The organism is Capillimicrobium parvum (assembly GCF_021172045.1).
Classification (GTDB): Bacteria; Actinomycetota; Thermoleophilia; order Solirubrobacterales; family Solirubrobacteraceae; genus Capillimicrobium; species Capillimicrobium parvum.
In genome coordinates this window covers 2,252,343-2,274,684 of record NZ_CP087164.1, presented here as the reverse complement: position 1 = coordinate 2,274,684, position 22,342 = coordinate 2,252,343, and the positions used below count along the sequence as shown (strand labels likewise).

General features: G+C 73.1%; 26 protein-coding genes and 1 pseudogene. 5 read left to right on the top strand and 22 right to left on the bottom strand.

Features of this window, described 5'->3' with window-relative positions; genetic code table 11:
* The first annotated feature begins 110 nt into the window (after nucleotides 1–110).
* Entirely contained in the window at nucleotides 111–479 is a 369-nt protein-coding gene (locus DSM104329_RS11275) for a YraN family protein (protein ID WP_259315536.1), read from the top strand.
* Nucleotides 480–526: 47 nt separating this feature from the next.
* On the opposite strand, the gene DSM104329_RS11270 is transcribed toward DSM104329_RS11275, so the two are convergent.
* The 8 genes and pseudogenes from DSM104329_RS11270 to ffh form a co-directional block, all read right to left on the bottom strand.
* Complete coding sequence (locus DSM104329_RS11270; protein ID WP_259315535.1) at nucleotides 527–1,237, bottom strand: ribonuclease HII; 711 nt, start codon at nucleotides 1,235–1,237, stop codon at nucleotides 527–529.
* Nucleotides 1,191–1,817 carry a signal peptidase I gene (gene lepB, locus DSM104329_RS11265; RefSeq protein ID WP_259315534.1) on the bottom strand — a complete coding sequence of 209 codons (627 nt, stop codon included), beginning with the start codon at nucleotides 1,815–1,817 and terminating at the stop codon, nucleotides 1,191–1,193. Before lepB ends, DSM104329_RS11270 begins: the two co-directional genes overlap by 47 nt.
* Before the next feature lie 356 nt (nucleotides 1,818–2,173).
* Nucleotides 2,174–2,512, bottom strand: a pseudogene (gene rplS, locus DSM104329_RS11260) (50S ribosomal protein L19); the annotation flags it as partial.
* 119 nt (nucleotides 2,513–2,631) lie between these two features.
* A complete protein-coding gene (gene trmD, locus DSM104329_RS11255; protein ID WP_259315533.1) occupies nucleotides 2,632–3,315 on the bottom strand; it encodes a tRNA (guanosine(37)-N1)-methyltransferase TrmD in 684 nt (227 codons plus the stop codon).
* A 2-nt stretch (nucleotides 3,316–3,317) separates the two neighbouring features.
* Nucleotides 3,318–3,791, bottom strand: a complete 474-nt coding sequence (rimM, locus tag DSM104329_RS11250) for a ribosome maturation factor RimM (protein ID WP_259316206.1) — start codon at nucleotides 3,789–3,791, stop codon at nucleotides 3,318–3,320.
* A gap of 4 nt (nucleotides 3,792–3,795) precedes the next feature.
* Nucleotides 3,796–4,029 carry a KH domain-containing protein gene (locus tag DSM104329_RS11245; RefSeq protein ID WP_259315532.1) on the bottom strand — a complete coding sequence of 78 codons (234 nt, stop codon included), beginning with the start codon at nucleotides 4,027–4,029 and terminating at the stop codon, nucleotides 3,796–3,798.
* 9 nt (nucleotides 4,030–4,038) lie between these two features.
* Nucleotides 4,039–4,281 carry a 30S ribosomal protein S16 gene (rpsP, locus tag DSM104329_RS11240; RefSeq protein WP_259315531.1) on the bottom strand — a complete coding sequence of 81 codons (243 nt, stop codon included), beginning with the start codon at nucleotides 4,279–4,281 and terminating at the stop codon, nucleotides 4,039–4,041.
* Nucleotides 4,282–4,322: 41 nt separating this feature from the next.
* Nucleotides 4,323–5,663: a signal recognition particle protein gene (gene ffh / locus DSM104329_RS11235; RefSeq protein WP_259315530.1), complete on the bottom strand. Its 1,341-nt coding sequence runs from the start codon at nucleotides 5,661–5,663 to the stop codon at nucleotides 4,323–4,325.
* A gap of 62 nt (nucleotides 5,664–5,725) precedes the next feature.
* Between ffh and DSM104329_RS11230 the strand changes: the two genes are divergently transcribed.
* A complete protein-coding gene (locus DSM104329_RS11230) occupies nucleotides 5,726–6,964 on the top strand; it encodes a sensor histidine kinase (RefSeq protein ID WP_259315529.1) in 1,239 nt (412 codons plus the stop codon).
* Here DSM104329_RS11230 and DSM104329_RS11225 read toward each other — a convergent pair whose 3' ends face one another.
* From DSM104329_RS11225 to rpmF, 8 genes are all read right to left on the bottom strand, one after another.
* Entirely contained in the window at nucleotides 6,965–7,912 is a 948-nt protein-coding gene (locus DSM104329_RS11225) for an SPFH domain-containing protein (RefSeq protein ID WP_259315528.1), read from the bottom strand.
* A gap of 12 nt (nucleotides 7,913–7,924) precedes the next feature.
* Nucleotides 7,925–8,353: an NfeD family protein gene (locus DSM104329_RS11220; RefSeq protein WP_259315527.1), complete on the bottom strand. Its 429-nt coding sequence runs from the start codon at nucleotides 8,351–8,353 to the stop codon at nucleotides 7,925–7,927.
* Nucleotides 8,354–8,371: 18 nt separating this feature from the next.
* Nucleotides 8,372–9,367, bottom strand: a complete 996-nt coding sequence (ftsY, locus tag DSM104329_RS11215; RefSeq protein WP_259315526.1) for a signal recognition particle-docking protein FtsY — start codon at nucleotides 9,365–9,367, stop codon at nucleotides 8,372–8,374.
* 312 nt (nucleotides 9,368–9,679) lie between these two features.
* Nucleotides 9,680–12,922 carry a chromosome segregation SMC family protein gene (locus DSM104329_RS11210; RefSeq protein WP_259315525.1) on the bottom strand — a complete coding sequence of 1,081 codons (3,243 nt, stop codon included), beginning with the start codon at nucleotides 12,920–12,922 and terminating at the stop codon, nucleotides 9,680–9,682.
* Entirely contained in the window at nucleotides 12,922–13,614 is a 693-nt protein-coding gene (locus tag DSM104329_RS11205; protein ID WP_259315524.1) for a ribonuclease III family protein, read from the bottom strand. The genes DSM104329_RS11210 and DSM104329_RS11205 overlap by 1 nt, the downstream gene beginning before the upstream one ends.
* 1 nt (nucleotide 13,615) lies before the next feature.
* Nucleotides 13,616–13,864 (bottom strand): acyl carrier protein, encoded by a 249-nt coding sequence (gene acpP / locus DSM104329_RS11200; protein ID WP_259315523.1) that lies wholly within the window; start codon nucleotides 13,862–13,864, stop codon nucleotides 13,616–13,618.
* Nucleotides 13,861–14,898: a phosphate acyltransferase PlsX gene (plsX, locus tag DSM104329_RS11195; RefSeq protein ID WP_259315522.1), complete on the bottom strand. Its 1,038-nt coding sequence runs from the start codon at nucleotides 14,896–14,898 to the stop codon at nucleotides 13,861–13,863. The genes acpP and plsX overlap by 4 nt, the downstream gene beginning before the upstream one ends.
* A 9-nt stretch (nucleotides 14,899–14,907) precedes the next feature.
* Entirely contained in the window at nucleotides 14,908–15,369 is a 462-nt protein-coding gene (gene rpmF, locus DSM104329_RS11190; protein WP_259315521.1) for a 50S ribosomal protein L32, read from the bottom strand.
* 22 nt (nucleotides 15,370–15,391) lie between these two features.
* Here rpmF and DSM104329_RS11185 point away from each other — a divergent pair, with 22 nt between their 5' ends.
* A complete protein-coding gene (locus tag DSM104329_RS11185) occupies nucleotides 15,392–15,988 on the top strand; it encodes a hypothetical protein (RefSeq protein WP_259315520.1) in 597 nt (198 codons plus the stop codon).
* Here DSM104329_RS11185 and DSM104329_RS11180 read toward each other — a convergent pair.
* Genes DSM104329_RS11180 through DSM104329_RS11170 form a run of 3 tightly spaced genes read right to left on the bottom strand, consistent with a single transcriptional unit; the run spans nucleotide 15,979 to nucleotide 19,090 of the window.
* Nucleotides 15,979–16,506: a YceD family protein gene (locus DSM104329_RS11180; protein WP_259315519.1), complete on the bottom strand. Its 528-nt coding sequence runs from the start codon at nucleotides 16,504–16,506 to the stop codon at nucleotides 15,979–15,981. The two genes, DSM104329_RS11185 and DSM104329_RS11180, sit on opposite strands and share 10 nt — an antisense overlap.
* A gap of 34 nt (nucleotides 16,507–16,540) precedes the next feature.
* Nucleotides 16,541–18,160 (bottom strand): acyl-CoA synthetase, encoded by a 1,620-nt coding sequence (locus DSM104329_RS11175; RefSeq protein ID WP_259315518.1) that lies wholly within the window; start codon nucleotides 18,158–18,160, stop codon nucleotides 16,541–16,543.
* Nucleotides 18,161–18,214: 54 nt separating this feature from the next.
* Nucleotides 18,215–19,090, bottom strand: coding sequence for a hypothetical protein (locus DSM104329_RS11170; RefSeq protein ID WP_259315517.1), 876 nt, complete (start codon nucleotides 19,088–19,090; stop codon nucleotides 18,215–18,217).
* 70 nt (nucleotides 19,091–19,160) lie between these two features.
* Here DSM104329_RS11170 and DSM104329_RS11165 point away from each other — a divergent pair, with 70 nt between their 5' ends.
* Nucleotides 19,161–20,453: a DUF2130 domain-containing protein gene (locus DSM104329_RS11165; protein ID WP_259315516.1), complete on the top strand. Its 1,293-nt coding sequence runs from the start codon at nucleotides 19,161–19,163 to the stop codon at nucleotides 20,451–20,453.
* A gap of 25 nt (nucleotides 20,454–20,478) precedes the next feature.
* Nucleotides 20,479–20,745 carry an acylphosphatase gene (locus tag DSM104329_RS11160; RefSeq protein WP_259315515.1) on the top strand — a complete coding sequence of 89 codons (267 nt, stop codon included), beginning with the start codon at nucleotides 20,479–20,481 and terminating at the stop codon, nucleotides 20,743–20,745.
* 44 nt (nucleotides 20,746–20,789) lie between these two features.
* On the opposite strand, the gene DSM104329_RS11155 is transcribed toward DSM104329_RS11160, so the two are convergent.
* The 3 genes from DSM104329_RS11155 to rsmD are packed head-to-tail and all read right to left on the bottom strand — an operon-like array spanning nucleotide 20,790 to nucleotide 22,286.
* Nucleotides 20,790–21,257, bottom strand: a complete 468-nt coding sequence (locus DSM104329_RS11155) for an ATPase (protein ID WP_259315514.1) — start codon at nucleotides 21,255–21,257, stop codon at nucleotides 20,790–20,792.
* A 16-nt stretch (nucleotides 21,258–21,273) separates the two neighbouring features.
* A complete protein-coding gene (coaD, locus tag DSM104329_RS11150) occupies nucleotides 21,274–21,759 on the bottom strand; it encodes a pantetheine-phosphate adenylyltransferase (RefSeq protein ID WP_259315513.1) in 486 nt (161 codons plus the stop codon).
* Complete coding sequence (gene rsmD, locus DSM104329_RS11145) at nucleotides 21,756–22,286, bottom strand: 16S rRNA (guanine(966)-N(2))-methyltransferase RsmD (protein ID WP_259315512.1); 531 nt, start codon at nucleotides 22,284–22,286, stop codon at nucleotides 21,756–21,758. The genes coaD and rsmD overlap by 4 nt, the downstream gene beginning before the upstream one ends.
* Nucleotides 22,287–22,342 lie beyond the last annotated feature (56 nt).

Sequence of the window (22,342 nt, the reverse complement as noted above, 5' to 3'; positions counted from 1 at the left end):
CGGCGGCTTCGCGACGTCTGCGGGCACGTTGCCGATCCGTGACGTTCCCGTGACGAAGTTGGAACGGTGAGGTGCTGATCCGTCACATGACCAGGCGTACGGTCGCCGTCATGTCCGACGACCTCCGCCACCGACTCGGCCGCCTCGGCGAGGACCATGCCGCTGCGCACCTCGAGCGGCGGGGGCTCGCGATCGTCGCGCGCAACCACCGCACGCGGTTCGGCGAGCTCGACCTGATCGCGTACGGAGGCGACGTGCTGGTCTTCGCGGAGGTCAAGACGCGCCGGGCGGGCTCCGGTACGCCGTGGGCCACGCTCGACGAGCGCAAGCGCCGGCAGGTGCGGCGCATGGCGCATGCCTGGCTGCACGAGACCAGCGAGCGGCCGCGCGCCGGGAGCCTGCGCTTCGATGCGATCGGCGTGATCATCGACCCGGCGGGGCACCTCGTGTGCCTCGACCACCTCGAGGGCGCCTTCTGATGCTGCCCGACCGTACCGCGACGTGCGACGACCGGTCCGCTCGGCTCCTACAGCGTCAGCTGCTGGTACGCCGCGGACTGAAACGACATGCGGTGCAGGGGCGAGACGCCGATGCGCATGATGGCCTCGCGGTGCTCGGGCGTGGAATACCCCACGTGCTCGCGAAAGCCCCAGCCGGGATGGCGCTGGTCCGCGCCGTGCATGAAGCGGTCGCGCGTCACCTTCGCGACGATCGAGGCGGCTGCGATGGCGGCGCTCGTCGCGTCACCATCCACGATCGCGCGAGTGTCGTGCTCGAAGTCCGCGCCGAGCGAGAATCCGTCGCTCAGGCACATGCAGCCCGGCACGGCGACGCCACGCAGGGCGTCGCGCAGGGCCGCCAGGTTCGTGCGGTGCAGGCCGCGCCCGTCGATCCCCCGGGCGCAGCGCGAGACGACGTGCACCCTCGTCGCGATGCGCAGGACCCGCGGCAGGAGCTCCTCCCGCGCCTCGGGCGTGTGCTGCTTGGAGTCGTTGAGGGCGCCGAGCGTGCGGACGTCGGACGGGCGCAGCAGCTCGAAGTCGAAGAGCACCGCCGCCGCGACGAGCGGACCGGCGAGGCAGCCGCGCCCGGCCTCGTCCGCGCCGGCGACGAAGCGGATGCCGAGGCGGCGGTCGTGAGCGAACAGGCGGCGCCCGCGATGGGCGGACCCCCGCTTGGGGCCAGGCCGCTTAGAGGAGCCCGATGCGCTTCGGGGGCCAGTAGGTGGCGAAGGCACCGCCGATGATCCAGTCTCGGGGAACGGGCCCCCAGAATCGGCTGTCGTCGGACTCCCCACGGTTGTCGCCCATCATGAAGTAATGGTCGGCGGGAATGGTGATGGTCCCCGGGAACGAGCAGTTCGGGTTCCCCGCCGGACACGGCTTGATGAACGACTCCTTCTGGCGCTTGCCGTTGAGGACGGCATGCCCGTCCACGATCGACAGCTTGTCGCCCGGGCCCGCGACGACGCGCTTGATGTAGTTCACGTCGGCGCGCTGCTTGGTCGGCAGGTCGCACGGCCGCCGGCGGTCCGGCCCGGTCTGAGGGTCGCCGCACGTGTCGGTCTCGGCGCCCTTCGGCGGGTGGAAGACCAGGATGTCGCCGACCGACGGATCACCGAAGCGGTTGCCGAGGCGGTTGACCAGGACCCGCTGGCCGACGTCGAGCGTCGGCTCCATCGACTCCGACGGGATGCGGTACGGCTTGACGATGAACGCCTGGATGCCGAGGGCGAGGCCCAGGGCGACCGCAATGATGATGGCGAGCTCCAGAAACCACGCGCCCGTCCAGGGCTCGCGTTTCTTGCGCTTCGTCACGCGCTCTTGTCAGCCGGAGCCTCGGCCTCGGCAGCCTCGGTGGGCTGCGTGGGCGCCTCGGCAGTCTCTGCCGGCGCCTCGGCCTGCTCCGCGGAGGCATCGGCGGGCTCGGCGTCCGGGGGGGCGTCCGCACTGGCGGCGCTCTCGCCGCCATCGGTCGTGGTCGTGTCGGCCGTCGTGTCCGTGACGGTCGCCTCGGCGGCGGCCTCCGGCGTGGTCGCGCCAGCGGTGGCGGCGCCGTCGGTCGGAGAGCCCTCGTCGGCGACCGACTCCTCGGCGGTGACGCCGCGGGCGTCGACGGCCTCGGTCTCGTCCCGCAGGAGGCCGGGCGCGACGGCACGCTCGGGGCCGACATAGCGGCGCTCGCGCACCCGGGCCCGCTTGCCGACCCGCTCGCGCAGGTAGTAGAGCTTCGCGCGCCGGACGTCGCCGCGCGCGGCGATCTCGATCTTCTCGATCTTCGGCGAGTGGACGGGGAACGTGCGCTCGACGCCCACGCCGAACGACTGCTTGCGGACCGTGAAGGTCTCGCGGACGCCGTGGCCTTGGCGCTTGATGACGACGCCCTCGAAGACCTGGGTGCGTCGGCGCGAGCCCTCGATCACCTGGAAGTGGACACGGACGCGGTCACCGGCTTGGAACTCCGGGACGCGGCGCAGCTGAGCGCGCTCGAGACTTTCGATGACGGAAGACATGGAGGAATCGCGCGGACCGTGGTCGGTGTGCAAGAAGCAGCCAGCGCGGAGCGACCATGGTAGCGGAGCGCCGTGGCAGGCCGCCGCATGGTGGTCGCAGGCGCTGCGCGCGTCGCGCCCTACGCGCCGCCGCGCTCCTGGCTGCGCGCACGCCGCCACTGGCGCACGAGCGCGTGGTTGCCCGACAGGAGCACGTCCGGCACGCCATGGCCGCGCCATTGCGCCGGGCGCGTGTAGTGCGGGTACTCCGGGTTGCCGCCCAGCGCGTCCGAGAACGACTCCTCCTCGGCCGAATCGGCGTGGCCCAGCGCGCCCGGCAGCTTGCGCAGCACGGCGTCGCAGACGACCATCGCCGCCAGCTCGCCGCCGCTGAGGACGTAGCGGCCCACGCTCAGCGTGTCGCTGGCGAGATGCTGGACGATGCGCTCGTCGAAGCCCTCGTACCGGCCGCACAGCAGCGTGATCGACGGCTCGGCCGCCAGCTCGTTGACGTAGGCGTCGTCGAGGATCCGCCCGCCCGGGATCAGGGCGATCAACCGCCGCTGCTCGCGCACGACCGTCGCGTCCTGCACGCCGTAGTGACCGGACAGCGCCTGCTCCATCACGTCCACGCGCAGCACCATCCCCGCGCCCCCGCCGAACGGCGTGTCGTCGACCTGCCGCCCCGACAGCGTCGTGAAGTCGCGCGGGTTGATGCATTCCAGCGAGGAGCCGGACTCCATCACGTTGCGCACGTGGCGCTGGGTGCGAAACCAGTCGAACCACTCCGGGAACAACGTGAAGACGTCGATGTCGATCCCCACGCTCAGGCCTCCCCGAGGAACGCGAGGTCGATCTCGATCACGCGCGCCGCGACGTCGACGCCGCGGATCGCGTCGCGCACCATCGGGACGAGGAGGGGGCCGCCCTCGTCACGGCGCACCTCGAGCAGCTCGCAGGACGGATACGCCAGCAGCCGCTCGACGACCCCGACGCGGCGGTCGCCGTCGACCACGTCGCAGCCCTCGAGGTCCTCGGGCCAGTACTCGTCGTCCTCCAGCGGGGCGGCGAGCGACCGCGGGGCGAGGAGATCCTGCCCCCGCAGCGCCTCGGCGTCGGTGCGCGTGGCGCAGCCGGTCAGGCGCAGGATCGGGCGGGCGTCCGTCCCGGCGCGGCGCTCCACCGTGCGCGCGACGCCCGCGACCGTCAGCACGTCCGCCGCGGCGATCAGGTCCGCGCGGGGGCGCACGACGTGGAACGAGCCGTCGAGGCCGTGCGGCCTGCCGACGACGCCGACCAGCAGCTCACTCGACGATGTCGACGAGGACGCGGCGGTTCTCCTTCACCGCGGCAGCCTTCACGACGGTGCGCAGCGCGTGCGCGGTGCGACCGCCGCGGCCGATGACCTTCCCGTAGTCGTCGTCCGCCACCGCCAACTCGAGGACGATCGTCCCGTCGTCCTCCTCGAACTGCTCGACCGACACCGCATCGGGCTCGTCGACCAGCCGGCGGGCGAGCTCCTCGAGCAGTTCCTTCATCGGTTCGGGCTAGGAGATGCCCTGGATGCGCATGAGCTTGCGCACCGTGTTCGTCGGCTGCGCGCCGCGATCGAGCCAGGCGCGGATGCGCTCCTCGTCGAGCCGGATGGTCGACGGCTCGGTCTGGGCGTTGTAGTGGCCGACGGTCTCGATCACTCGGCCGTCGCGCGGGGACCGCTGGTCGGCGACGACGACGCGCCAGACCGGGTCCTTCTTCCCGCCGATGCGGGTGAGTCGAAGTCGAACTGCCATAGGTGGCCAGAGAGTAGCGGCTCGCGCGAGGCGGCTGCCGGTCAGCGCATCCCGCCCTGGCGCATCAGCGCGGCCATGTCGGGCATCTTGCCCTTGCCGAGCTGCTGCATGACCTTGCGCATCTGGCCGAACTGCTTGACGAGCCCGTTGACCTGCTGGACGCTCGTGCCCGAGCCCTTGGCGATCCGCAGGCGCCGAGACCCGTTGATGAGCTCCGGGCGCCGGCGCTCCTCCACGGTCATCGACAGGATGATCGCCTGGACGCGGTCGAGCTCGCGCTCGTCGACCTTCATGTTCTTCAGCTGGTTGCCGGCGAAGCCCGGGATCATTCCCAGCAGCGACTGCAGCGGGCCCATCTTGCGCATCATCCTCAGCTGCGACAGGAAGTCCTCGAGCGTGAACTCGCCCTTGCGCAGCCGCTTCTCGAGATCCTTGGCCTGGTCCTCGTCGAACTGCGACTCGGCCTTCTCGATGAGCGACATGACGTCGCCCATGCCGAGGATCCGCTGCGCCATGCGATCCGGGTGGAAGCGCTCGAACTGGTCGAGCTTCTCGCCCGTGGACGCGAAGAGGATGGGCTTGCCCGTGACCGCCTTGACCGAGAGCGCCGCGCCGCCGCGCGCATCGCCGTCGAGCTTGGTCATCACGACGCCGTCGAACTGGACCGCCTGCGCGAACTGCTCGGCGACGTTGACCGCGTCCTGGCCGGTCATCGCGTCGACCACCAGCAGGATCGTGTGCGGCCTGACGACCTTGCGAATGCGCACGAGCTCGTCCATGAGGCGCTCGTCCACGTGCAGCCGGCCGCTCGTGTCGACGATGAGGACGTCCTTGCCCTCCTGCTTGGCGCGGTCGAGCGCCCAGCCGGCGATGTCGACGGGGTCGCGGTCCGTGCCCTGCTCGTACACGGTCGCGCCCGCCTGCGCGCCCACCTTCACGAGCTGGTCCACCGCGGCCGGGCGGTACACGTCGCACGCGGCCACCGCGACCGACGAGCCGTTCTGCTCGCGCAGGTGGCGGGCGAGCTTCGCCGTGGCCGTCGTCTTGCCGGAGCCCTGCAGGCCGGCCATGAGGATCACGGTCGGCGGCCGCGGCGAGAACGAGACCCCGGCCGCCGCGCCGCCCATGAGCGACGTCAGCTCGTCGCTGACGATCTTGACGACCTGCTGGCCCGGGTTGAGCTGGCCGAGCACGTCGGCGCCGAGCGCCCGCTCCTTCACGTTCGCCGTGAACGACTTGACGACCTTGAAGTTGACGTCGGCCTCGAGCAGCGCGAGGCGGATCTCGCGCATCGCCTTGTTGATGTCGTCCTCGGTCAGCGTGCCGCGGGCACGGACGTCGGACAGCGTGGCCTGGAGCTTGTCGGAGAGCGCGTCGAACACCGTCCTCAAGAGTAGGGCTAGCCGTATGGGCCGCGCCACGTCCGCTGGCTAGCGTGCCGGCGATGCTGCCGCTGCGCCGCACGCTGTACCTCCTGCTCAGCTTCTGGCTGGGCGTCGCGTGGTTCTGCGTTCTCGTCACCGGGATCTCGATGGGCATCGGCCTGGCCATCACGCTGATCGGCCTGCCGATCCTCGTCGCGATGCTGTGGGCGGTGCGCTGGATGGCCGAGGGCGAGCGGATCCTCGTCAAGGCCCTGATCGGCACCGACGCCTCGGCGCACTACCGCCGCCCCGGCCGGCCCGGGCTGTGGGCGCAGATCATGACCCGGCTCGGGGACCCTCAGACCTGGAAGGACTTCGTCTACCTCCTCGTCCAGTTCCCGCTCGGTCTGGTCTGGACGGTCGTCGCCGTCGTGCTCATCACCGCGTCGGCCGGCACGCTGTTCGCGCCCCTCTACTACTGGGCCGTCCCCGACGGGATCGACGCCGGCCTCTTCAACGCCGACACCCTGCCCGAGGCGCTCGCGCTGGTCCCGCTCGGCGTGCTCCTGTCCTGGCTGAGCTGGCACATCCTCGACCGGCTCGGCCGCGTGCACGGCGCGTGGGCGAAGCTCGTGCTCGCCTCTTCGCCGGACCCGGAGCTCACGGCCCGCGTCGACGACCTGCGCTCGAGCCAGGCGCGCATCATCGAGGCGGCCGACGAGGCGCGCCGGCGCATCGAGCGCGACCTCCATGACGGGGCGCAGCAGCGCCTCGTCGCGCTGTCGCTGAAGCTCGGCATGGCCCGCAAGCGCCTGCAGGACGGCGGTGACGGCGCCGACACGCTCGTGGCGGAGGCGCACGAGGAGGCCAAGCTCGCGCTCGGGGACCTGCGTGACCTCGCTCGCGGCATCCACCCCGCGGTCCTCACCGAGTGCGGGCTCGGGCCCGCGATCGAGGAGCTCGCGGCGCGCGCGCCGGTCGACGTGACCGTCGCGGAGATCCCCGGCGAGCGGCTGCCGCCCGCCACCGAGGCCGCCGCCTACTTCGTCGTCGCCGAGTGCCTCGTGAACGTCGCCAAGTACGCGCAGGCCGACGAGGTCGTGGTACGTGCGCGGCCGGACGTCGGCCGGCTCGTCGTGGAGGTCGCCGACGACGGTGTCGGCGGTGCCGACCCGAGCAGCGGCTCGGGCCTGCGCGGGCTCGCGGACCGGGTCGCGGCGCTCGACGGCGTCCTGCGCGTCACCAGCGCGCCCGGCGCCGGGACCACGGTGCGGGCCGAGATCCCGCTCGTGGCCGCGACCGAAGGCGTGCTTGTCTGATCAGCGCGGGGGCTCGGTCGGCGGCGGCACCGGGGGCGTGACGGGCCCGTTGTCCGCCGGACGGTCCTGGGCCGGCTGGCCCGGGTCGAGGTTCAGCCGATTGCCGAGGTTGCCGAGCGCGTTCGTCAGCTCCGACGGGATCACCCAGATCTTGTTCGCGTCGCCCTTGGCGATCTGCGGCAGCATCTGCAGGTACTGGTAGCTCAGCAGCGGCCCGTCCGGGTTGCCGGAGTGGATCGCCTCGAACACCGTGCCGATCGCCTTCGCCTCGCCCTCGGACCGCAGCACCGCCGACTCGCGCTCGCCCTGGGCACGGAGGATCGCGGACTGCTTCTCGCCCTCGGCGGTCAGCACCTGCGACTGCTTGACGCCCTCCGCGGTGAGGATCGCGGCGCGGCGGTCGCGCTCGGCGCGCATCTGCTTCTCCATCGCCTCCTGGATCGACGCCGGCGGCTCGATCGACTTGATCTCCACGCGGTTGATCCGGATGCCCCACTTGCCGGTGGCCTCGTCGAGCACGACGCGCAGCTGGCTGTTGACCGCATCACGGCTGGTCAGCGTCTCCTCGAGCGTCATGCCGCCGACGACGTTGCGCAGCGTGGTGATCGTCAGCTGCTCGATCGCCTGCAGCGGGTTGGCGATCTCGTAGGTCGCGGACTTCGCCTCGGTGATCGTGAAGTAGAGGACCGTGTCGATCTGCACGGTGACGTTGTCCTCGGTGATCACCGGCTGCGGCTGGAACGGCACGACCTGCTCGCGCATGTCCAGGAGCGGTCGCACCCGGTCGATGAACGGGATGACGATCGCCAGACCCGGCTGAAGCGTGCGGCTGTAGCGGCCGAGACGCTCGACGACGCCGGTCCGAGCCTGCGGGATGATGCGGATCGTCTTGAACGCGACGAAGAGCGCGAAGAGGATCAGCACGCCGAGAACGATGAGCCCTGCCATGGGGTGGCCTCCCTAGTCGACGAGCGCCGTGGCGCCCCGGATCTCGATGACGTGGACCCGCTCGCCCGCGGCGATCACACGATCGTCGTCGAACGCGCGGGCCGTCCAGACCTCGCCGTCGATGCGCGCGCTCCCGGTGCCCTCGTCGTTGGCGATCGTCTCCACGACGATCGCATTGCGCCCGACGAGCGCGGCCGCGCCGGTCCTCAGCATCGGACCCTGGCGCAGGTGCCGGCGGGCGACGGGGCGCACGAACAGCAGCACGAGAACCGAGATGACGAGGAAGACGATCGTCGAAGCGACCCAGCCCCCGCCGGCCAGCGCGACGATGGCGGCGACGACCGCCCCGGCCGCGAACGGGCCCAGGAAGAAGCTGACGGTGGCGATCTCGCCCACCGCAAGCACGCATGCCGCCACGATCCATATGACCCACGGGTCCATCGGAGAGCGAACGGTACTTCAGGACAGGAGGGCCTGGGCGAAGTCGTCGGCGTCGAACGGCCGCAGGTCCTCGAGCGCCTCGCCGACGCCGATGAGCTTGACCGGGATGCCGAGCTCGCCCGCGATCGCGAGCGCGATGCCGCCCTTGGCGGTGCCGTCGAGCTTCGTCAGGACGATCCCGTCGACCTCCGCGGCCTCCGCGAACAGGCGGGCCTGACGCAGGCCGTTCTGCCCGGTCGTGGCGTCGACGGTCAGCAGCGTCTCGTGCGGCGCGTCGGGCAGCTGCTTGGCGATGACGCGGCGCACCTTGCTGAGCTCGGCCATCAGGTCGTCCTGGGTGTGCAGGCGCCCGGCGGTGTCGATGAGCACCACGTCGGCGCCCTGCGCGCGGCCCTGGACGATGGCGTCCCACGCGACGGCGCCCGGATCGGAGCCCTCGGGGCCGGTGACGATCGGCACGCCGGCTCGCTCGGCCCAGCCCTGCAGCTGCTCGGTCGCGGCGGCGCGGAAGGTGTCGGCGGCGCCGAGCATGACGCTCTTGCCGAGCTCGTTGCGCAGGTGCCAGGCGATCTTGCCGAGCGTCGTCGTCTTGCCCGTGCCGTTGACGCCGACCATCAGGATCACCGTGGGGTCGTGGCGCAGGTCGATGCGGTCCTGACCGGTGCGCGCGATGTCCGCCAGCAGCTCCTGCAAGCGCCGGCTCAGCGCCTCCCCGCCCTCGAGCCCTCCGGACTCGGCCTCCTGCTCGAGCTGGCCGACGACCTTGGCGGTCGTGGTCGCGCCGACGTCGGCCATGATGAGCGCCTCCTCGAGGCGCTCCCACGTCTCCTCGTCGACGTCGCCCTCGAACAGGGTGGCCTGGATCTCGGCGCCGAGCGCCTCGCGGGTCTTCGAGAGGTTCTCCCGCAGGCGGCGGAAGAAGCCGCGGCGCTTGGCCGGCTCCTCGTCGCGCGGGGCCGCGGCGGCGGACGCACCGTCGCCGGTGATGAAGAGGTCGTTCCAGTCGCGAGCCATGCGGCCCGGCACGATAGCCCGGCGCGGGGTGCGGCCCGTGCCGGACGGGACGACGGGACGACGGGACGACGGGACGACGGTCAGCGGCCGGCGGCGGCGAGCGCGAGGACGACGCGGACCAGCGACGTGGTCAGGGACGGACCGACGTAGACGACGCCGGCGTCAGGGTGATGGGTCGAACGTGACATATGCGTCATTTTCGCAGACCCACACCACGCTGGATGGGAGATGCGTCACTCAGGCCGGATGGGAGATGCGTCACTCAGACCGGATGGGAGATGCGTCACTCAGACCGGATGGGAGATGCGTCACTCAGGCGGCGGTGGCGGCTGCGGCCCGCCCGGGCAGGCGGCGGCTGACCACCTTCGACACGCCGTCGCCCCCCATCGACACGCCGTACAGGCAGTCCGCCGCGTCCATCGTCTTCTTCTGGTGGGTGACCACGATGAACTGGGCGCGGTCGGCGTAGCGCTCGAGCAGCGCGAGGAAGCGCTCGAGGTTCAGGTCGTCCAGCGCCGCCTCCACCTCGTCGAGGATGTAGAACGGGCACGGCTTGGCGAGGAACACCGCGAAGAGGAACGCGATCGCGGTCATCGACTTCTCGCCGCCGGACAGCAGCGTGAGGCGCTTCGTGGACTTGCCGGCCGGGGTGATCTCGATCTCGACGCCGAGGAGGTCCTCCTCGGGCGTGGGCTCGTCCTCGGCCTCGGCGGCGGCCTCCGCCGCCTCCTCGGAGGCCGGCTCGGCGCCGTCCTGCGGCCCCTGACCGCCAAGGACCGCGCGCGGGCCGGCGTCCTCGCGCACGAGCCGCAGCCGCCCCCGTCCGCCCGGGAAGACGTGCTCGGCGAGCTCCTCGAAGTTCTGCGCGGCGGCCGTGAACGTCGCCTCGAACGTCTCGCGGATCTCGCGGTCGGTGTCGCGGATGAGCTGGCGCAGCTCACGCAGCGCCGTCTCGAGGTCCTCGCGCTGGGTCTCGAGCTCCTCGACGTGCGCGACGGCCTCCGCGTACTCGTCCTTCGCGAGCGGGTTCACCGGCCCGAGCTGCTCGCGGCGCTTCGCAAGCCGCTCGATCCGCGCGCGCAGCGCATCGGCCTGCTCGGGCTCGAGCGCCTCGGTCGCCGGCTCCGCCTCCAGGCCGAGCCGCTCCGCGAGCTCGCCCAGCTCGTGACTCGCCTCGGCCTCGGCGTCGCGCAGCTGCTGCGCGCGGACCTCCGCCGTGGTCAGCGCGTCGCCGCGCTGGCGCAGCTGGTTCTGTATCTCCGCCTCCTCGCGGGCGCAGGCGCGCAGCTCGGCGGCGACGCCCTCCCCCGCCTCGCGGTCGGCGGCGAGCTCGGCCTCCACCGCCTCGACGCGGTTGGCGACCGCGGCGCTGACCCGGCCGAGCGTCGCGGCGAGGGTCCGGGCCAGCGGCTCCAGCTGCTCGTCGGCCGTCCGCTGGGCGCGCAGGTACTCGAGGCGCCGGCCGCGCTCGGCGCGCTCGCGCGCGGCGCGTTCGGCGGTGCGGCGCTCGGCGGCCAGCTCGCCCTCGGCCTGGGCGCGGCGCACCGCGGCGGCGCCCTCCTGCGGGGCCTTGCGCCGCTGCTCGATGAGCCAGCCCGCGCGGCGCATCTCCTCGCCGGCGGCCGACCGCTCGCGATCGGCCTGGCGGGCGGCCTGGTCGGCTTCGTCGCGCTCGGCGTCGGCCGCGGCGACGGCGGTGCTCGCGCCCTCCGCGGCGGCCAGCGCGGCCTGCTCGGCCTGGACGGCGCGCTCGGAATCGGCGATGAGGCGGTCGCGACGGTTGCGCTCGGCGAGCACGCGCTCCGCGCCGCCCGCGGCGACCTGCCGCAGCTCGCGGGTGAGCGCCGACCAGGCGCGCCCGGTCCGGGTCACCGCGACCCCGGCGAAGTCCTCCGGCAAGGTGGCGAGGTCCTCGACGACCCAGACGGCGTCGAGCAGTGCGCGGGCCGCCTCGGGACCGCGCACGAGGGACGCCAGCGCAACCGCGCCGGGAGGGGGAGCCGCCGCGGAGACGGCGCCGGGCGACCGCGCGCCGCCGGCATCCGTCGTGTCGCCGAGCACGAGCGCGCGTCCGCCGTCGCGCCCCGCGCGATCGAGCAGCGCCGCGCCCGCGGGCAGGTCCTCGACGACCGCGGCGCCCAGCCGCCCGTCGAGCGCCGCGGCGAGCGCGAGCTCGTAGCCCTCGTCGACCTGGAGCTCGCCCGACAGCGCCCGCGCGCCGCCGGGCGCCCCGGCGTGCGAGCGCAGGAACTGGTTGGCCGCCGCGAGCTCGGCGCCGACCTTCGCCGCCGCGCGCCGGGCCGCCTCGACCGCCTTCTCGGACTCGCGCCGTTCGCGCCGCACGGCCTCCGCCGCGGCGTCGGCCGCCTTCAGCGCCTCGCGGCGCTCCGCGACGACCTGCTGCAGCCCGGCCGCGCGCTGCTCGGCCGCGGCGCGCTCGGCCTCCAGCGTCTCCAGCTCGCGCTCGAGCTCGGCCTCGTGCTCGCGGTCCAGGCGCTCGAGCTCGGCCTCGAGCTGGGCGATCCGCTCGCGCCCCGCCTCGTCCGGCGCGTCCGCGGCCGCCTCGCTCTCCAGCGCCGCGATCTGCACGGCCCGCCGCTCGACGCGCTCGGCGAGCGTCGACGCCGTCTCCGCCGCGCGCTCGAGCCGCGAGTCCACGCGGTCGCGCGCGGTCCGGGCCGCGTAGACGCGCCCGGCCATCGCCTCGCGCTGCTCGGTGCGCCGCTGCAGGGCCTCCTCGGCCCGCTCGCGCCGCGCCGCCACATCCGTCAGCCGCCGCTCGGCCTCCTCGCGCGCCGCGCGCGCCGCGACCGCGGCGGCCTCGGCCTCGCCCAGATCCGCCCGCTTGGACCGGACCACGTCGCGCGCGAGCTCCCAGCGCGCCTCGAGCGACTGGCGCTCCAGGCGCTCGTGCAGCTCCGCCGCCTCCGCCTGCCGCTTCAAGGGCCGCAGCCGCGACCGCGCCTCGCGCTCCACGTCGAGCGCGCGGTCCAGGTTGTCCTGCGTGCGCTCGAGCTTGAGCTGCGCCCGGCGCCGGCGCTTGCGGTGCTTGCCGAGCCCCGCCGCCTCCTCGATCAGCAGCCGCCGGTCGCGCGGCTTGCTCGTCACGATCGCCTCGATGCGCCCCTGGGACACGACCGAGTGCATCTCCTTGCCGAGGCCCGTGTCCGACAGGACCTCCAGGACGTCGACGAGCCGGCAGCGCGCGCCGTTGAGCCGGTACTCGCCGTCGCCGGAGCGGTCCAGTCGGCGCTGGATCGAGATCTCGCTCATCGGATAGAGCTCGGAGCCCTCGCCGTTGTCGAGGACGAGCTCGACCTCCGCCGCGTTGCGCGCCTGCACGCCGCGGCCGCCGCCGAAGATGACGTCCTGCATCGACGCGCCGCGCACCGCGAGCGGCGACTGCTCGCCCAGGGCCCACAGCACCGCGTCGGTGACGTTTGACTTCCCCGAGCCGTTGGGCCCGACGATCACCGACACGCCGGAGCCGAACTCCAACCGCGTGCGGTCCGGGAACGACTTGAAGCCCTTCAGCGTCAGCGACTTGAGATGCATCAGCCGGCGTCCTCCCCCTCGACGTCCTGCAGCTGAACGATGGCCAGGCGCGCCGCCTCCTGCTCGGCGGCCTTCTTCGAGCGACCCGTGCCGCGCCCGACGACCCGTCCGTCCACCGATGCGACGACCTCGAACGTGCGGTCGTGCGGTGGCCCGAGCTCGGCCGTCACCTCGTAGGCGACGATGTCGCCGGCGCGGGCGAGGCGCTCCTGCAGCGTCGACTTGAAGTCCACCGGATGCTCGAGCGCCTGTGACAGCTCGGGCTGGAAGGCCTCGACGACCGCCTCGGCCGTCCGCTCGTAGCCGGCGTGCAGGTAGCAGGCGCCGATGACCGCCTCGGTCACCGAAGCGAGCACCCGGTCGGTGCCGATCACCGTCGCCGCGGTCTGGCCCGCGCCCACCGGCGCCGCGGCCTGCAGGCGCTCGGGTACGCCGAGCCGCTCGGCGACCGCCACGCACGAGGGGCCGGACACCGTCTGGGCCCGGATCTTCGTCAGCCGGCCGGCGCCGAAGCGCTCGGCCTCCAGGCGCGGGTACAGGTGGGCGGTGACCGCCAATCCCAGCACCGAGTCGCCGAGGAACGCCAGACGCGAGTAGGAGTCGGACCGCCGCTCCGACCACGAGGCGTGGGTGAACACCTGCCGGGACAGCTCCTCCGGCAGCTCGTCGAGCAACTTGCGCAGCTGCTCCACGCTACGCGTTGACGCCGTGCGCCATGACGAAGTCCACCGCCTGACCCACGGTGAGGATCTTCGTCGCCTCCTCGTCGGAGATGCGCACGCCGTAGGAGTCCTCGAGCTCCTGCACGAGGGTGTACAGGTCGAGCGAGTCGGCCTCGAGGTCCTCCTTGAAGCGCGTGTCCTGCCGGATGCGCTCCGGATCCACCTCGAGCTCGTCGGCGAGGTGGGCACGGATGAGCTGGAAGACGTCCTCTCGGGTCATTCAGCGGCCACCGTAGCGGTGCTGTCGGACGGGGGACGACGGAGCGCGCCGGCAGACTCCATGGCAGCGATGGTACGCCCCGTGACGTCCTCCTCGACGCCGCGGGCGGCGGCGCGGATGGCGTTGGCGAAGCCGACCCGCGTGAACCGGCCGTGCGGGATGACGCCGAGCTTGCGCAGTCCGAGCAGGTAGGCGCCTCCCGGGCCCTCGGGGTCCAGCTCGTCGCGCAGCCCGCGCAGGGCCGGGCGCAGCATCGCGCCGCCGATCTTGCCGCGCGAGGTCGCCGTCGCCCGCGCGCGCACCACGTGCAGCAGCGTCTGCGAGACGCCCTCGATGAGCTTGAGCGTGATGTTGCCGGTGAAGCCGTCGGCGACGATGACGTCGGCGGTGCCGTCGACGACGTGCGTGCCCTCGACGTTGCCGATGAACTCCATCCCGAAGCTGCCCGCCGCGCGCTGCTCCAGCAGCCCGTGGGCCTCGAGGACCAGCTCGTTGCCGCGCGTCGCCTCCTCGCCGTTGGACAGCAGGGCGACGCGCGGGCGCGCGATGCCGTGCAGCAGCGTCACCAGCGCGGCGCCCATGAAGGCGAACTGGACGAGATGGTCCGGGCGCACGTCGGCGTTCGCTCCCACGTCGAGCAGCGTCACCGGATGGTCGGGGATCGGCAGCGGGAGGGCCAGCGCGGGCCGGAAGATCCCGCGGGCGCGCTTGATGTTGAACAGCCCCGCCGCGAGTGCGGCCCCGGTGGACCCGGCGCTGACGAGCGCGTCGGCCTCGCCCTCGGCTACCGCGCGGGCCGCGCGGACGATCGAGGCGTCCGGGGTCGACCGCGCCGCGGAGGCGGGCTCGGGCGACTTGGCGATCGACACGGGCGAGTCGACGACCGTCACGCCGGGGCCGACCTCGCCGATCCGGTCGGCCGGGCCGTAGACGATCACCTTGACGCCCTCGCGCGCGGCGATCAGCGCCCCTTCGGCGACCTCGCGCGGACCCAGATCGGCACCGTTGGCGTCGACCGCGACGGTCGCCGTCATCGGCGCGGCCTAGTGGTCGTGGTCGTGCGCGTGGCCGGCGCCGCCGGCGACGACCTCACGCCCAGCGTACGAGCCGCACACGGGGCAGACCCGGTGCGGGCGGCGCGGGCTGTGACAGGTGGGGCACGCGTTCGTCGAGGGCGCGCTGATCTTGTGCGTGGCGCGCCGCTTCGCTGTGCGGGCGTGCGACTGCTTCTGCTTCGGGACGGCCATGGGCGACGCAGGGTAGCCCATACGCTGATCGGCATGGAGATCCGCCCAATGCGCGAGGAGGACGTCGCCGCCGGCCACCGCTTGGCCGAGGAGGCCTTCGGGGGTGGCGGCCCGGCGCTGCCGGAGGCGCTCCTGCGCCGCCGCGGCGAGGGGCGGATCCGCCATCTGCTGCGCACCGATCCGGCCGGGTGCTGGTCGGCGGTCGACGGCGCCGGCGAGCTCGCCGGGGGTCGGCATCGCCCTGCTGCGCGACGGCATCTGGGGCCTCTCGCTGCTCGCCGTGCGCCCCGACGTCCAGGCGCGGGGCGTCGGTCGCGGGCTGCTCGAGGCGACGCTCGCCTACGGCGACGGGGCGCGCGGGCAGATCATCCTCTCCTCCGCCGATCCGAAGGCGATGCGCCGCTACGCGCGCGCCGGCCTGCAGCTCGTGCCGATGGTCGCCGCGGCCGGCATCGTCGACCGCTCCCGGGTTCCCGCCGTCGACGGCGTCCGGCCCGGCACGGCCGCCGACATCGAGCGGACCGCCGCGTTCTCCCGCCACGTCCGCGGGGCCGGCCACCACGTCGACCTCCCCGAGCTGACGTCCCACGAGCGCCCGCTGCTGATCCACGAGCGCGGGTTCGCGGTCCACGACAACGGCACGCCGAAGCTCCTCGCGGCCCTCGACGACGAGGCGGCGACGGCCCTCCTGTGGGCCTGCCTGGCCGCGAGCGGCCCGGGCGCGACCGTGCTCGTCGACTTCATCGGGCCCGGCCAGGACTGGGCGGTGCAGACGGTGCTGGAGGCCGGTCTCGCGCTGTCGCCCGAAGGCCCCGCGTTCGTGCGCGGCGAGCTCGGGCCGATGCGGCCCTACCTGCCGAGCGGGCCCTACCTCTGATCCAGCTTGAGCTCGCGCAGCGCCGCCCACCGCGGGTCGGGGGCGGCCTCGTGGCCGTGCTCGGGCCCCGCGGCGTTGAGGTCCTCGCCGCAGACCGCGCACAGGCCGGCGCAGTCGGGCCGGCACAGCACCTGGTTGGGCAGCGCGAGCGCCAGCGCGTCGCGCGCCCAGGCGCCCAGGTCGAGCACCTCGCCCGCCATGTACGGGCTCGTCATCTCCGGATCGTCGCCCCGCGGATCGTGCACCTCGCGCGCGTCGACGGCGATGGTCGGCGACGCCGCCGTCAGGCAGCGCATGCACGGGCCCGAGAGCGTCGTCTCGAAGCGCAGGCGCATCGCATAGCCGTCGCCGACCATGCGCGACAGGTCCAGGACGACCGGCACCGTGTCCGGGGTCTCGTAGTCCTGGCCGGCGAGCTCGAAGCCGTCCAGGTGCACCTCGAGGCGGTCGATCCGCCGGCCCGAGCCGGCGTCGAGCGCGAGTCGCGACAGGTCGATGGTGTCGGCACGCTGGGGCATGAAATCCAGCGTAGCGAGCGGCCTGACGGACGCGTCAGGCGGGCTCGTCGGCGAGATCGCGCTTGAGCACCTTGCCCGTCGCGTTGCGCGGCAGCTCGTCCATGAAGACGATCTCGCGCGGCACCTTGTAGCCGGCGAGGTTCGACTTGACGTGGCGCTTGAGCGTGTCCTCGCCGACCTCGCTGCGAGCGACGACGAAGGCCTTGAGCCGGTGGCCGAAGTCCTCGTCCTGGACGCCGATCACGGCCACCTCCTCGACCGCGTCATGGGCGGCCAGGCAGTCCTCGACCTCGCGCGGGAAGACGTTCTCGCCTCCGGAGACGATCATCTCGTCGTCGCGCCCGTCGATGAAGAGGCGGCCGCCCTCGTCGAAGTGGCCGACGTCGCCGGAGGACAGCAGGCCTCCGATGTTCTGCTTGTGCCCGCCGCCGGTGTAGCCCTCCATCGCCATCTCGTTGCCGACGAAGATGCGGCCGGTCTCGCCGGGTCCCACCTCGCCGCCGTCCTCGTCGAGGAGCTTGACGACGGTCCCGCGCGGCGGGCGGCCCGCGGTGCCGGGCGCGGCGCGCAGGTCGGCGGGCGTGGCGATCGTCGCCCAGGCCACCTCGGTCGAGCCGTAGAGGTTGTAGAGGACGTCGCCGAAGCGGTCCATGACCTTCGTGGCGAGCTCGCCCGGGAGCGCGCTGCCGCTGGCCGCGATGACGCGCAGGGCGCGGGTGTCGTAGCGGTCGATGATCTCGGCCGGCAGCTCGAGCATGCGCTGCAGCATCACCGGGACGACGACGAGGCCGCTGCACGCGAACTGGGCGGTCGCGCTCAGGCAGCTCTCGGGCGTGAAGCGCCGGCGCAGCACGACCGTCGAGGACAGGCTGATCGCCAGCATCCAGTTCGCGTAGCCCCACGAGTGGAAGATCGGCGCCGCGACGTGCGTGTGCTCGCGCGCGCGGTACGGGATGCGGTCGAGCAGCGCGGCGACCGGCTCGAGGGACTCCGGCTGCTTGCGGTTGGCGCCCTTCGGCGAGCCGGTGGTGCCGGAGGTCAGGATCGTGATGCGCCCCTTCCGGGCGGGCGGCACGACGTCGGAGGCGTCGCCGCCCGCGATGAGGTCCTCGAGCAGCTCGTCGGCGTGCCGGCCCTCGGACTGCGCCTCGGTCCACGCGATGAAGCGCCTGCGCCGACGGCCCGCCTCGGAGACGAGCTCGGTGAACTCCTCGTCGAAGACGATCGCCTTCGGCTTCTCGCGCTCGCACACCTCGGTGATCTGCGGCCCGGAGAACATCGTGTTCAGGTAGAGCGCGTGGGCGCCGAGCTTGGAGCAGGCCACCGTGACGTCGATGATGCCGCGGTGGTTGCGGCAGAGGATGGCGACGTTGTCGCCCTCGCCCAGGCCGCGGTCGGCGAGCGCGTGGGCGAGCCCGTTCGTGCGGCGGTGGACCTCGGCGAAGGTGAGCGAGCCGAGGTCGTCGACGATCGCCGGTTCGTCGGGGTAGCGGATGGCCGACGTCGTGTAGCCCGCGGCGGCGGTGGGACCCCAGCGCCGGAGCGCGAGCCCGGTGCGCAGCAGGCGGTCGGGCCGCGCCGGCCGGAACACGCCCGCCTCGATCAGCGTCTTGGCCGTCTGCAGCTTGCGGCTGGCGGAATCGAGGACGTTCATCTGACCCGGGGTCGGAATGTACCGGGCGCGACGTCTGCGGGAGGCCCAGGGGCGTCATCTGCGCAGATCGAGGCCCGCGGGGAGCGTGCCCTCCTCGATGAGCGCGTACACGTCGCGGGCGCGGCGCGGGTTGAGGAACACGTGGCGCTGACCGACGCTGAGCTTCTCCTCGAGCAGCCCGGAGGCGATGAGGCGCTCGCCGATCTCCTCGGCGAGCTGCTTGTCGTTGCCGTGGAAGCCGCGGGCGAGGTGGCTGAACTCGGTGTGGTAGCCGCCCCACTTTCCCATGCCGGCGAGGCGCTGGACGATGCGCCGCGCGATCCGGCGGTCGGGGTCGGGATCCTCGTGGGGCCGGGGCGCGGCGGCCGGGCCGGCGAGCGCGGCGAGGACGGCATCCTCCTGCTCCGCGACCTGGAGCGGGTCGGCCGGGTTCGCGCCGAGCGCGGCGATCGCCTCGGCGATGCGCAGCGGGTGGGCCTCGCCGACCGGCGGCCGCAGCGGTTCGTGTGCCTCGAGCACCCCGGCGGGCAGGACGACCGCTCGGGCGCGCAGCCGGTCGACGCGCGCCACGTGCTCGTCGAAGGCGAGGGCGGCGAGCTCGGGGTCCCCCGCCTCGGCCGCCAGCAGTAGGTGGCCGTCGTGATCGCCCGCCTGGACACCGCGGCCCCCGGCCTCGACGAGGGAGCCGACGAGCGCCGCGACCAGCAGCCAGCTGCGCTCCTCGACCTCCTGTGGATCGGCCCGCAGGGTCGCCGGGACCGGCGCCACGGCGAGCAGGCCCGGCCCGATGGCCACCGTCACGGGCTCGGGGATGCCGGAGCGCTTGCGGCGCAGCTCCTGGACGCCGAGCTCGAGCTCCGCGTGCAGCAGCGCGCGCAGGCGCGCGGGAGCGGGCTCGTGCTCGGTCAGCGCGTCGTCGAGCGCCGTCATCGGCTGAGCGTAGGGATGGGGCCGCCGAACCGCCGTTCCGTCGGGTCCTCCACCTACCTTTGCAGGGGCAATGGAGGCTGCCACCCCCCTTCCCTTCGCCCTCGCTTCGCGCGTCCGCGTGCACGGCGAGCGCGTGCTCGTCGAGGATCTCGAGGTCGTCGACGAGGCGGCCGTGCGGCTCGTGCGCGAGCACCGCGATCCCGTGCGCGCGCTGCTGGACATGATCGAGATCGGGGCCCGGGTCCTCGACCGCGAGCAGACCGGGTCGGAGGTCGAGTTCGTCAAGGCGGAGTTCGAGCGCCAGGCCCGGGTGCTGGAGACCGAGTTCGTCGACCGCGCGCGGCGGGTCGCCGAGCGGCTGGACCAGAAGGTCGACGAGGCGTTCGGGCCCGAGCACGGGCACGTGACGCGGGCTCTGCAGCGCCACTTCGGCGACGAGTCCTCGGTGGCGGTGCAGCACCGCGTGCAGGCGGTCGTCAGCGAGGTCGCCGTCCAGATGCGCGAGGACCTGCGCAAGCAGTTCGCCTCCGACGCGGAGAACAACCCCCTGGCCGGCTTCCAGCGGGCGTCGCTGGCGATGATCAAGCAGTCGTCGGACCAGCAGGCCGAGCGGCTGGGGGCGATGACGGCCGAGATGACCGCGCTGAAGATCCAGCTCGCCGAACTGCGGGCCGAGAAGGTCAAGCGCGAGGAGCTGGCCGACGTCACGGAGCGCGGGGCGGCGAAGGGCCGCACGTACGAGGAGGCGGTGTTCGAGGCGCTCGACGTGGTGGCCGTCGCGCGCGGCGACGACTGCGACGCGGTCGGCGACGTGCGCGGCCAGGGCGGGCGCAAGGGCGACGTCGTCGTGGCGATCGACGCGTGCGCGGGGCCGGCCCGCGGCCGGATCGTCTTCGAGGCCAAGGACCGCAAGCTGTCGAAGAACGAGGCGCTGGCCGAGCTCGACGGCGCGATCGAGACGCGCGGCGCGGACTTCGGCGTGCTCGTGGTGCCCAGCGAGGACGAGCTGCCCGCGCGGACGCACCCGCTGCGCGAGTACAACGGCGACAAGCTCTTCGTCGTCTACGACCCCGAGGAGGGGTCGCGGCTGGCGCTGGAGGTGGCCTACGGGCTGGCGCGCGCCCGGGTGCTGATGGCCCGCGACGAGGCCGGCGGGCTCGACCCCGCGGCGCTGCGCGCGGAGGTCGAGCGCGCCCTGCAGGCGATGGAGGACGTGCGCCGCGTCAAGTCGCAGCTGACGAACGCGACGAACGGCATCGACCAGGCGCGGGCGATCCTCGACGCGATGGCGAGCTCGGTGCGCGGCCACCTCGCGCAACTCGACGCGCTGCTCGCGCCCGCGGAGGACGAGGAGGCGCACTGAGCCGCGGCGCAGTACACCTTCGGTGATGGTGCGCCGCCGGGTGATCGTGTCGGGCCGCGTGCAGGGCGTGTTCTTCCGCGACAGCACGCGCCGGGAGGCGGCGCGACTGGGCGTGGCCGGCTGGGCGCGCAACTGCGGCGACGGAACCGTCGAGGCGGTCTTCGAGGGACCGCAGGAGGCGGTGTCGCAGGCGGTCGAGTTCGTGCGGACCGGGCCGCCGCGCGCCCAGGTGCAGCGCGTGGAGGTGTTCGACGAGCCCGCGGAGGGGCTGCGCGGGTTCGACGTCGGCTGAGGCGGACGTGTAGCGGCGCGACGCGGTGCCTCGCGTCGCGGCGCTCAGCGCGCGACTTCGGCCGGCTCGTCCTTGCCCTGCAGGCGCTCGCGGCCCCGCTGGACGGCGGCGATGAACTTCGAGAGGTTGACCTCGAGCGTGTTGAGGATCTCGTCGGCGTAGTCCTCGGCGCCCAGGCGGATCTCACGCTCGCGCGCGCGGGCGTCCTCGATGATGTCCTCGGCGGCGCGCTCGGCCGCCTTCGTGACCTCCTCCTGGGAGATCAGGCGCTCCTGGCGCTCGCGCGCCTCCTTGACGATGCGCTCGGCCTCGCGCTTGGCCTCGGCCAGCATCTCCTGGCGCTCCTTGACGATCCAGCGCGCCTGCTTGATCTCCTCGGGGATCGTCGCGCGCATCTGGTCGAGGATGTCGTAGATCTCCTCCTTGTCCACGCGAACCTGATCCGTGAGCGGCACGGGCTTCGCGTTGTGGACGAGGTCGTCCAGCTTGTCGATGAGCACGAGGACGTCCATGGCTTCCTTAGGTTCGTTAGCGGCCGAGCTCTTCCTTCAACCGCCGGGCGACGCGATCGGACACGAGTCCGTCGATGTCCCCGCCGAAGGTTGCGAGCTCTTTGACACCGCTGGAGCTGAGAAAACTGTACTGCGGCCCCGACATCAGGTAGACGGACTCGATGTCGTCGGCCTGGCGGCGGTTGAGGTTGGACATCTCGAGCTCGTACTCGAAGTCCGAGATCGCGCGCAGGCCCTTGACGATGGCCTTCGCGCCGACCCGGCGCGCGAACTCGACGATGAGGATGTCGAACGGCGCGGCGCTCACGTTGCCGAGGTGCGCCGTGGCGTCCTCGATGAACGAGATCCGCTCATCGGCCGCGAAGAGCGGCTTCGTCTTGCGCACCGACGCGTTGACGACCGCGACGATCACCTCGTCGAAGAGGTCCGATGCGCGCGAGATGACATCGAGGTGCCCGTTGGTGATCGGGTCATAGCTTCCGGGGCAGACGGCCTTGGTCATGGGAGGGTGTGGATCCTGATCATGGTGTCGCCGTAACGGCGCTCGTCGGTGACCTCCAGCGCCGGAAGCGCAAGCGGTGCCCGCCGGTCGGTCTCGCTCACGACCCGCCCGCTGTCCGCGAGCAGCGGCGCGAGCTCGAGCGCCGGTCCGAGCCCCGCCGCGTCGCGGTACGGGGGGTCGAGGAACACGAGATCGTATGGCCCTCCCGCCGCGGATGCGTCCCGGACGAACGCGCGGACGTCCCGGGCGCGCACTTCGGCGCTCGCTCCGAGCGCCTCGAGGTTGGCTCGGATGGCCTTCAGCGCGGCGGGCGCGCGCTCGACGAGGACGGCTCGCGCGGCGCCGCGCGACAGCGCCTCCAGCGCGAGCGCGCCCGAGCCGGCGAAGAGGTCGAGCACCGCCGTGCCGTCGAGCGGGCCGAGGATCGAGAAGAGGGCCTCGCGGACGCGGTCGGACGTGGGACGGGTGTCGCGGCCCGGCGGCGCCACGATCCGGCGGCCGCGCCACTGGCCGGCGACGATCCTCACGATGTCACCGTGTACAGCGCTCTGACCGCCGTGGGTGAGGACCCGCAGGGTCTCAC

What these genes read in the sequence shown, in the direction of transcription:
- ftsY (WP_259315526.1), bottom strand. Translation starts at nt 9,367, where the DNA reads ATGGCTCGCGACTGGAACGACCTCTTCATCACCGGCGACGGTGCGTCC.
- DSM104329_RS11170 (WP_259315517.1), bottom strand. Translation starts at nt 19,090, where the DNA reads ATGACGGCGCTCGACGACGCGCTGACCGAGCACGAGCCCGCTCCCGCG.
- DSM104329_RS11245 (WP_259315532.1), bottom strand. Translation starts at nt 4,029, where the DNA reads ATGAAGGAACTGCTCGAGGAGCTCGCCCGCCGGCTGGTCGACGAGCCC.
- coaD (WP_259315513.1), bottom strand. Translation starts at nt 21,759, where the DNA reads ATGACCAAGGCCGTCTGCCCCGGAAGCTATGACCCGATCACCAACGGG.
- DSM104329_RS11165 (WP_259315516.1), top strand. Translation starts at nt 19,161, where the DNA reads ATGGAGGCTGCCACCCCCCTTCCCTTCGCCCTCGCTTCGCGCGTCCGC.
- DSM104329_RS11155 (WP_259315514.1), bottom strand. Translation starts at nt 21,257, where the DNA reads ATGGACGTCCTCGTGCTCATCGACAAGCTGGACGACCTCGTCCACAAC.
- DSM104329_RS11160 (WP_259315515.1), top strand. Translation starts at nt 20,479, where the DNA reads ATGGTGCGCCGCCGGGTGATCGTGTCGGGCCGCGTGCAGGGCGTGTTC.
- DSM104329_RS11225 (WP_259315528.1), bottom strand. Translation starts at nt 7,912, where the DNA reads ATGGCAGGGCTCATCGTTCTCGGCGTGCTGATCCTCTTCGCGCTCTTC.
- acpP (WP_259315523.1), bottom strand. Translation starts at nt 13,864, where the DNA reads ATGACCCGAGAGGACGTCTTCCAGCTCATCCGTGCCCACCTCGCCGAC.
- DSM104329_RS11175 (WP_259315518.1), bottom strand. Translation starts at nt 18,160, where the DNA reads ATGAACGTCCTCGATTCCGCCAGCCGCAAGCTGCAGACGGCCAAGACG.
- DSM104329_RS11230 (WP_259315529.1), top strand. Translation starts at nt 5,726, where the DNA reads ATGCTGCCGCTGCGCCGCACGCTGTACCTCCTGCTCAGCTTCTGGCTG.
- rpsP (WP_259315531.1), bottom strand. Translation starts at nt 4,281, where the DNA reads ATGGCAGTTCGACTTCGACTCACCCGCATCGGCGGGAAGAAGGACCCG.
- DSM104329_RS11180 (WP_259315519.1), bottom strand. Translation starts at nt 16,506, where the DNA reads ATGCCCCAGCGTGCCGACACCATCGACCTGTCGCGACTCGCGCTCGAC.
- DSM104329_RS11210 (WP_259315525.1), bottom strand. Translation starts at nt 12,922, where the DNA reads ATGCATCTCAAGTCGCTGACGCTGAAGGGCTTCAAGTCGTTCCCGGAC.
- DSM104329_RS11220 (WP_259315527.1), bottom strand. Translation starts at nt 8,353, where the DNA reads ATGGACCCGTGGGTCATATGGATCGTGGCGGCATGCGTGCTTGCGGTG.
- rpmF (WP_259315521.1), bottom strand. Translation starts at nt 15,369, where the DNA reads ATGCCGTCGCGCAGCAGGGCGATGCCGACCCCCGGCGAGCTCGCCGGC.
- plsX (WP_259315522.1), bottom strand. Translation starts at nt 14,898, where the DNA reads ATGACGGCGACCGTCGCGGTCGACGCCAACGGTGCCGATCTGGGTCCG.
- DSM104329_RS11275 (WP_259315536.1), top strand. Translation starts at nt 111, where the DNA reads ATGTCCGACGACCTCCGCCACCGACTCGGCCGCCTCGGCGAGGACCAT.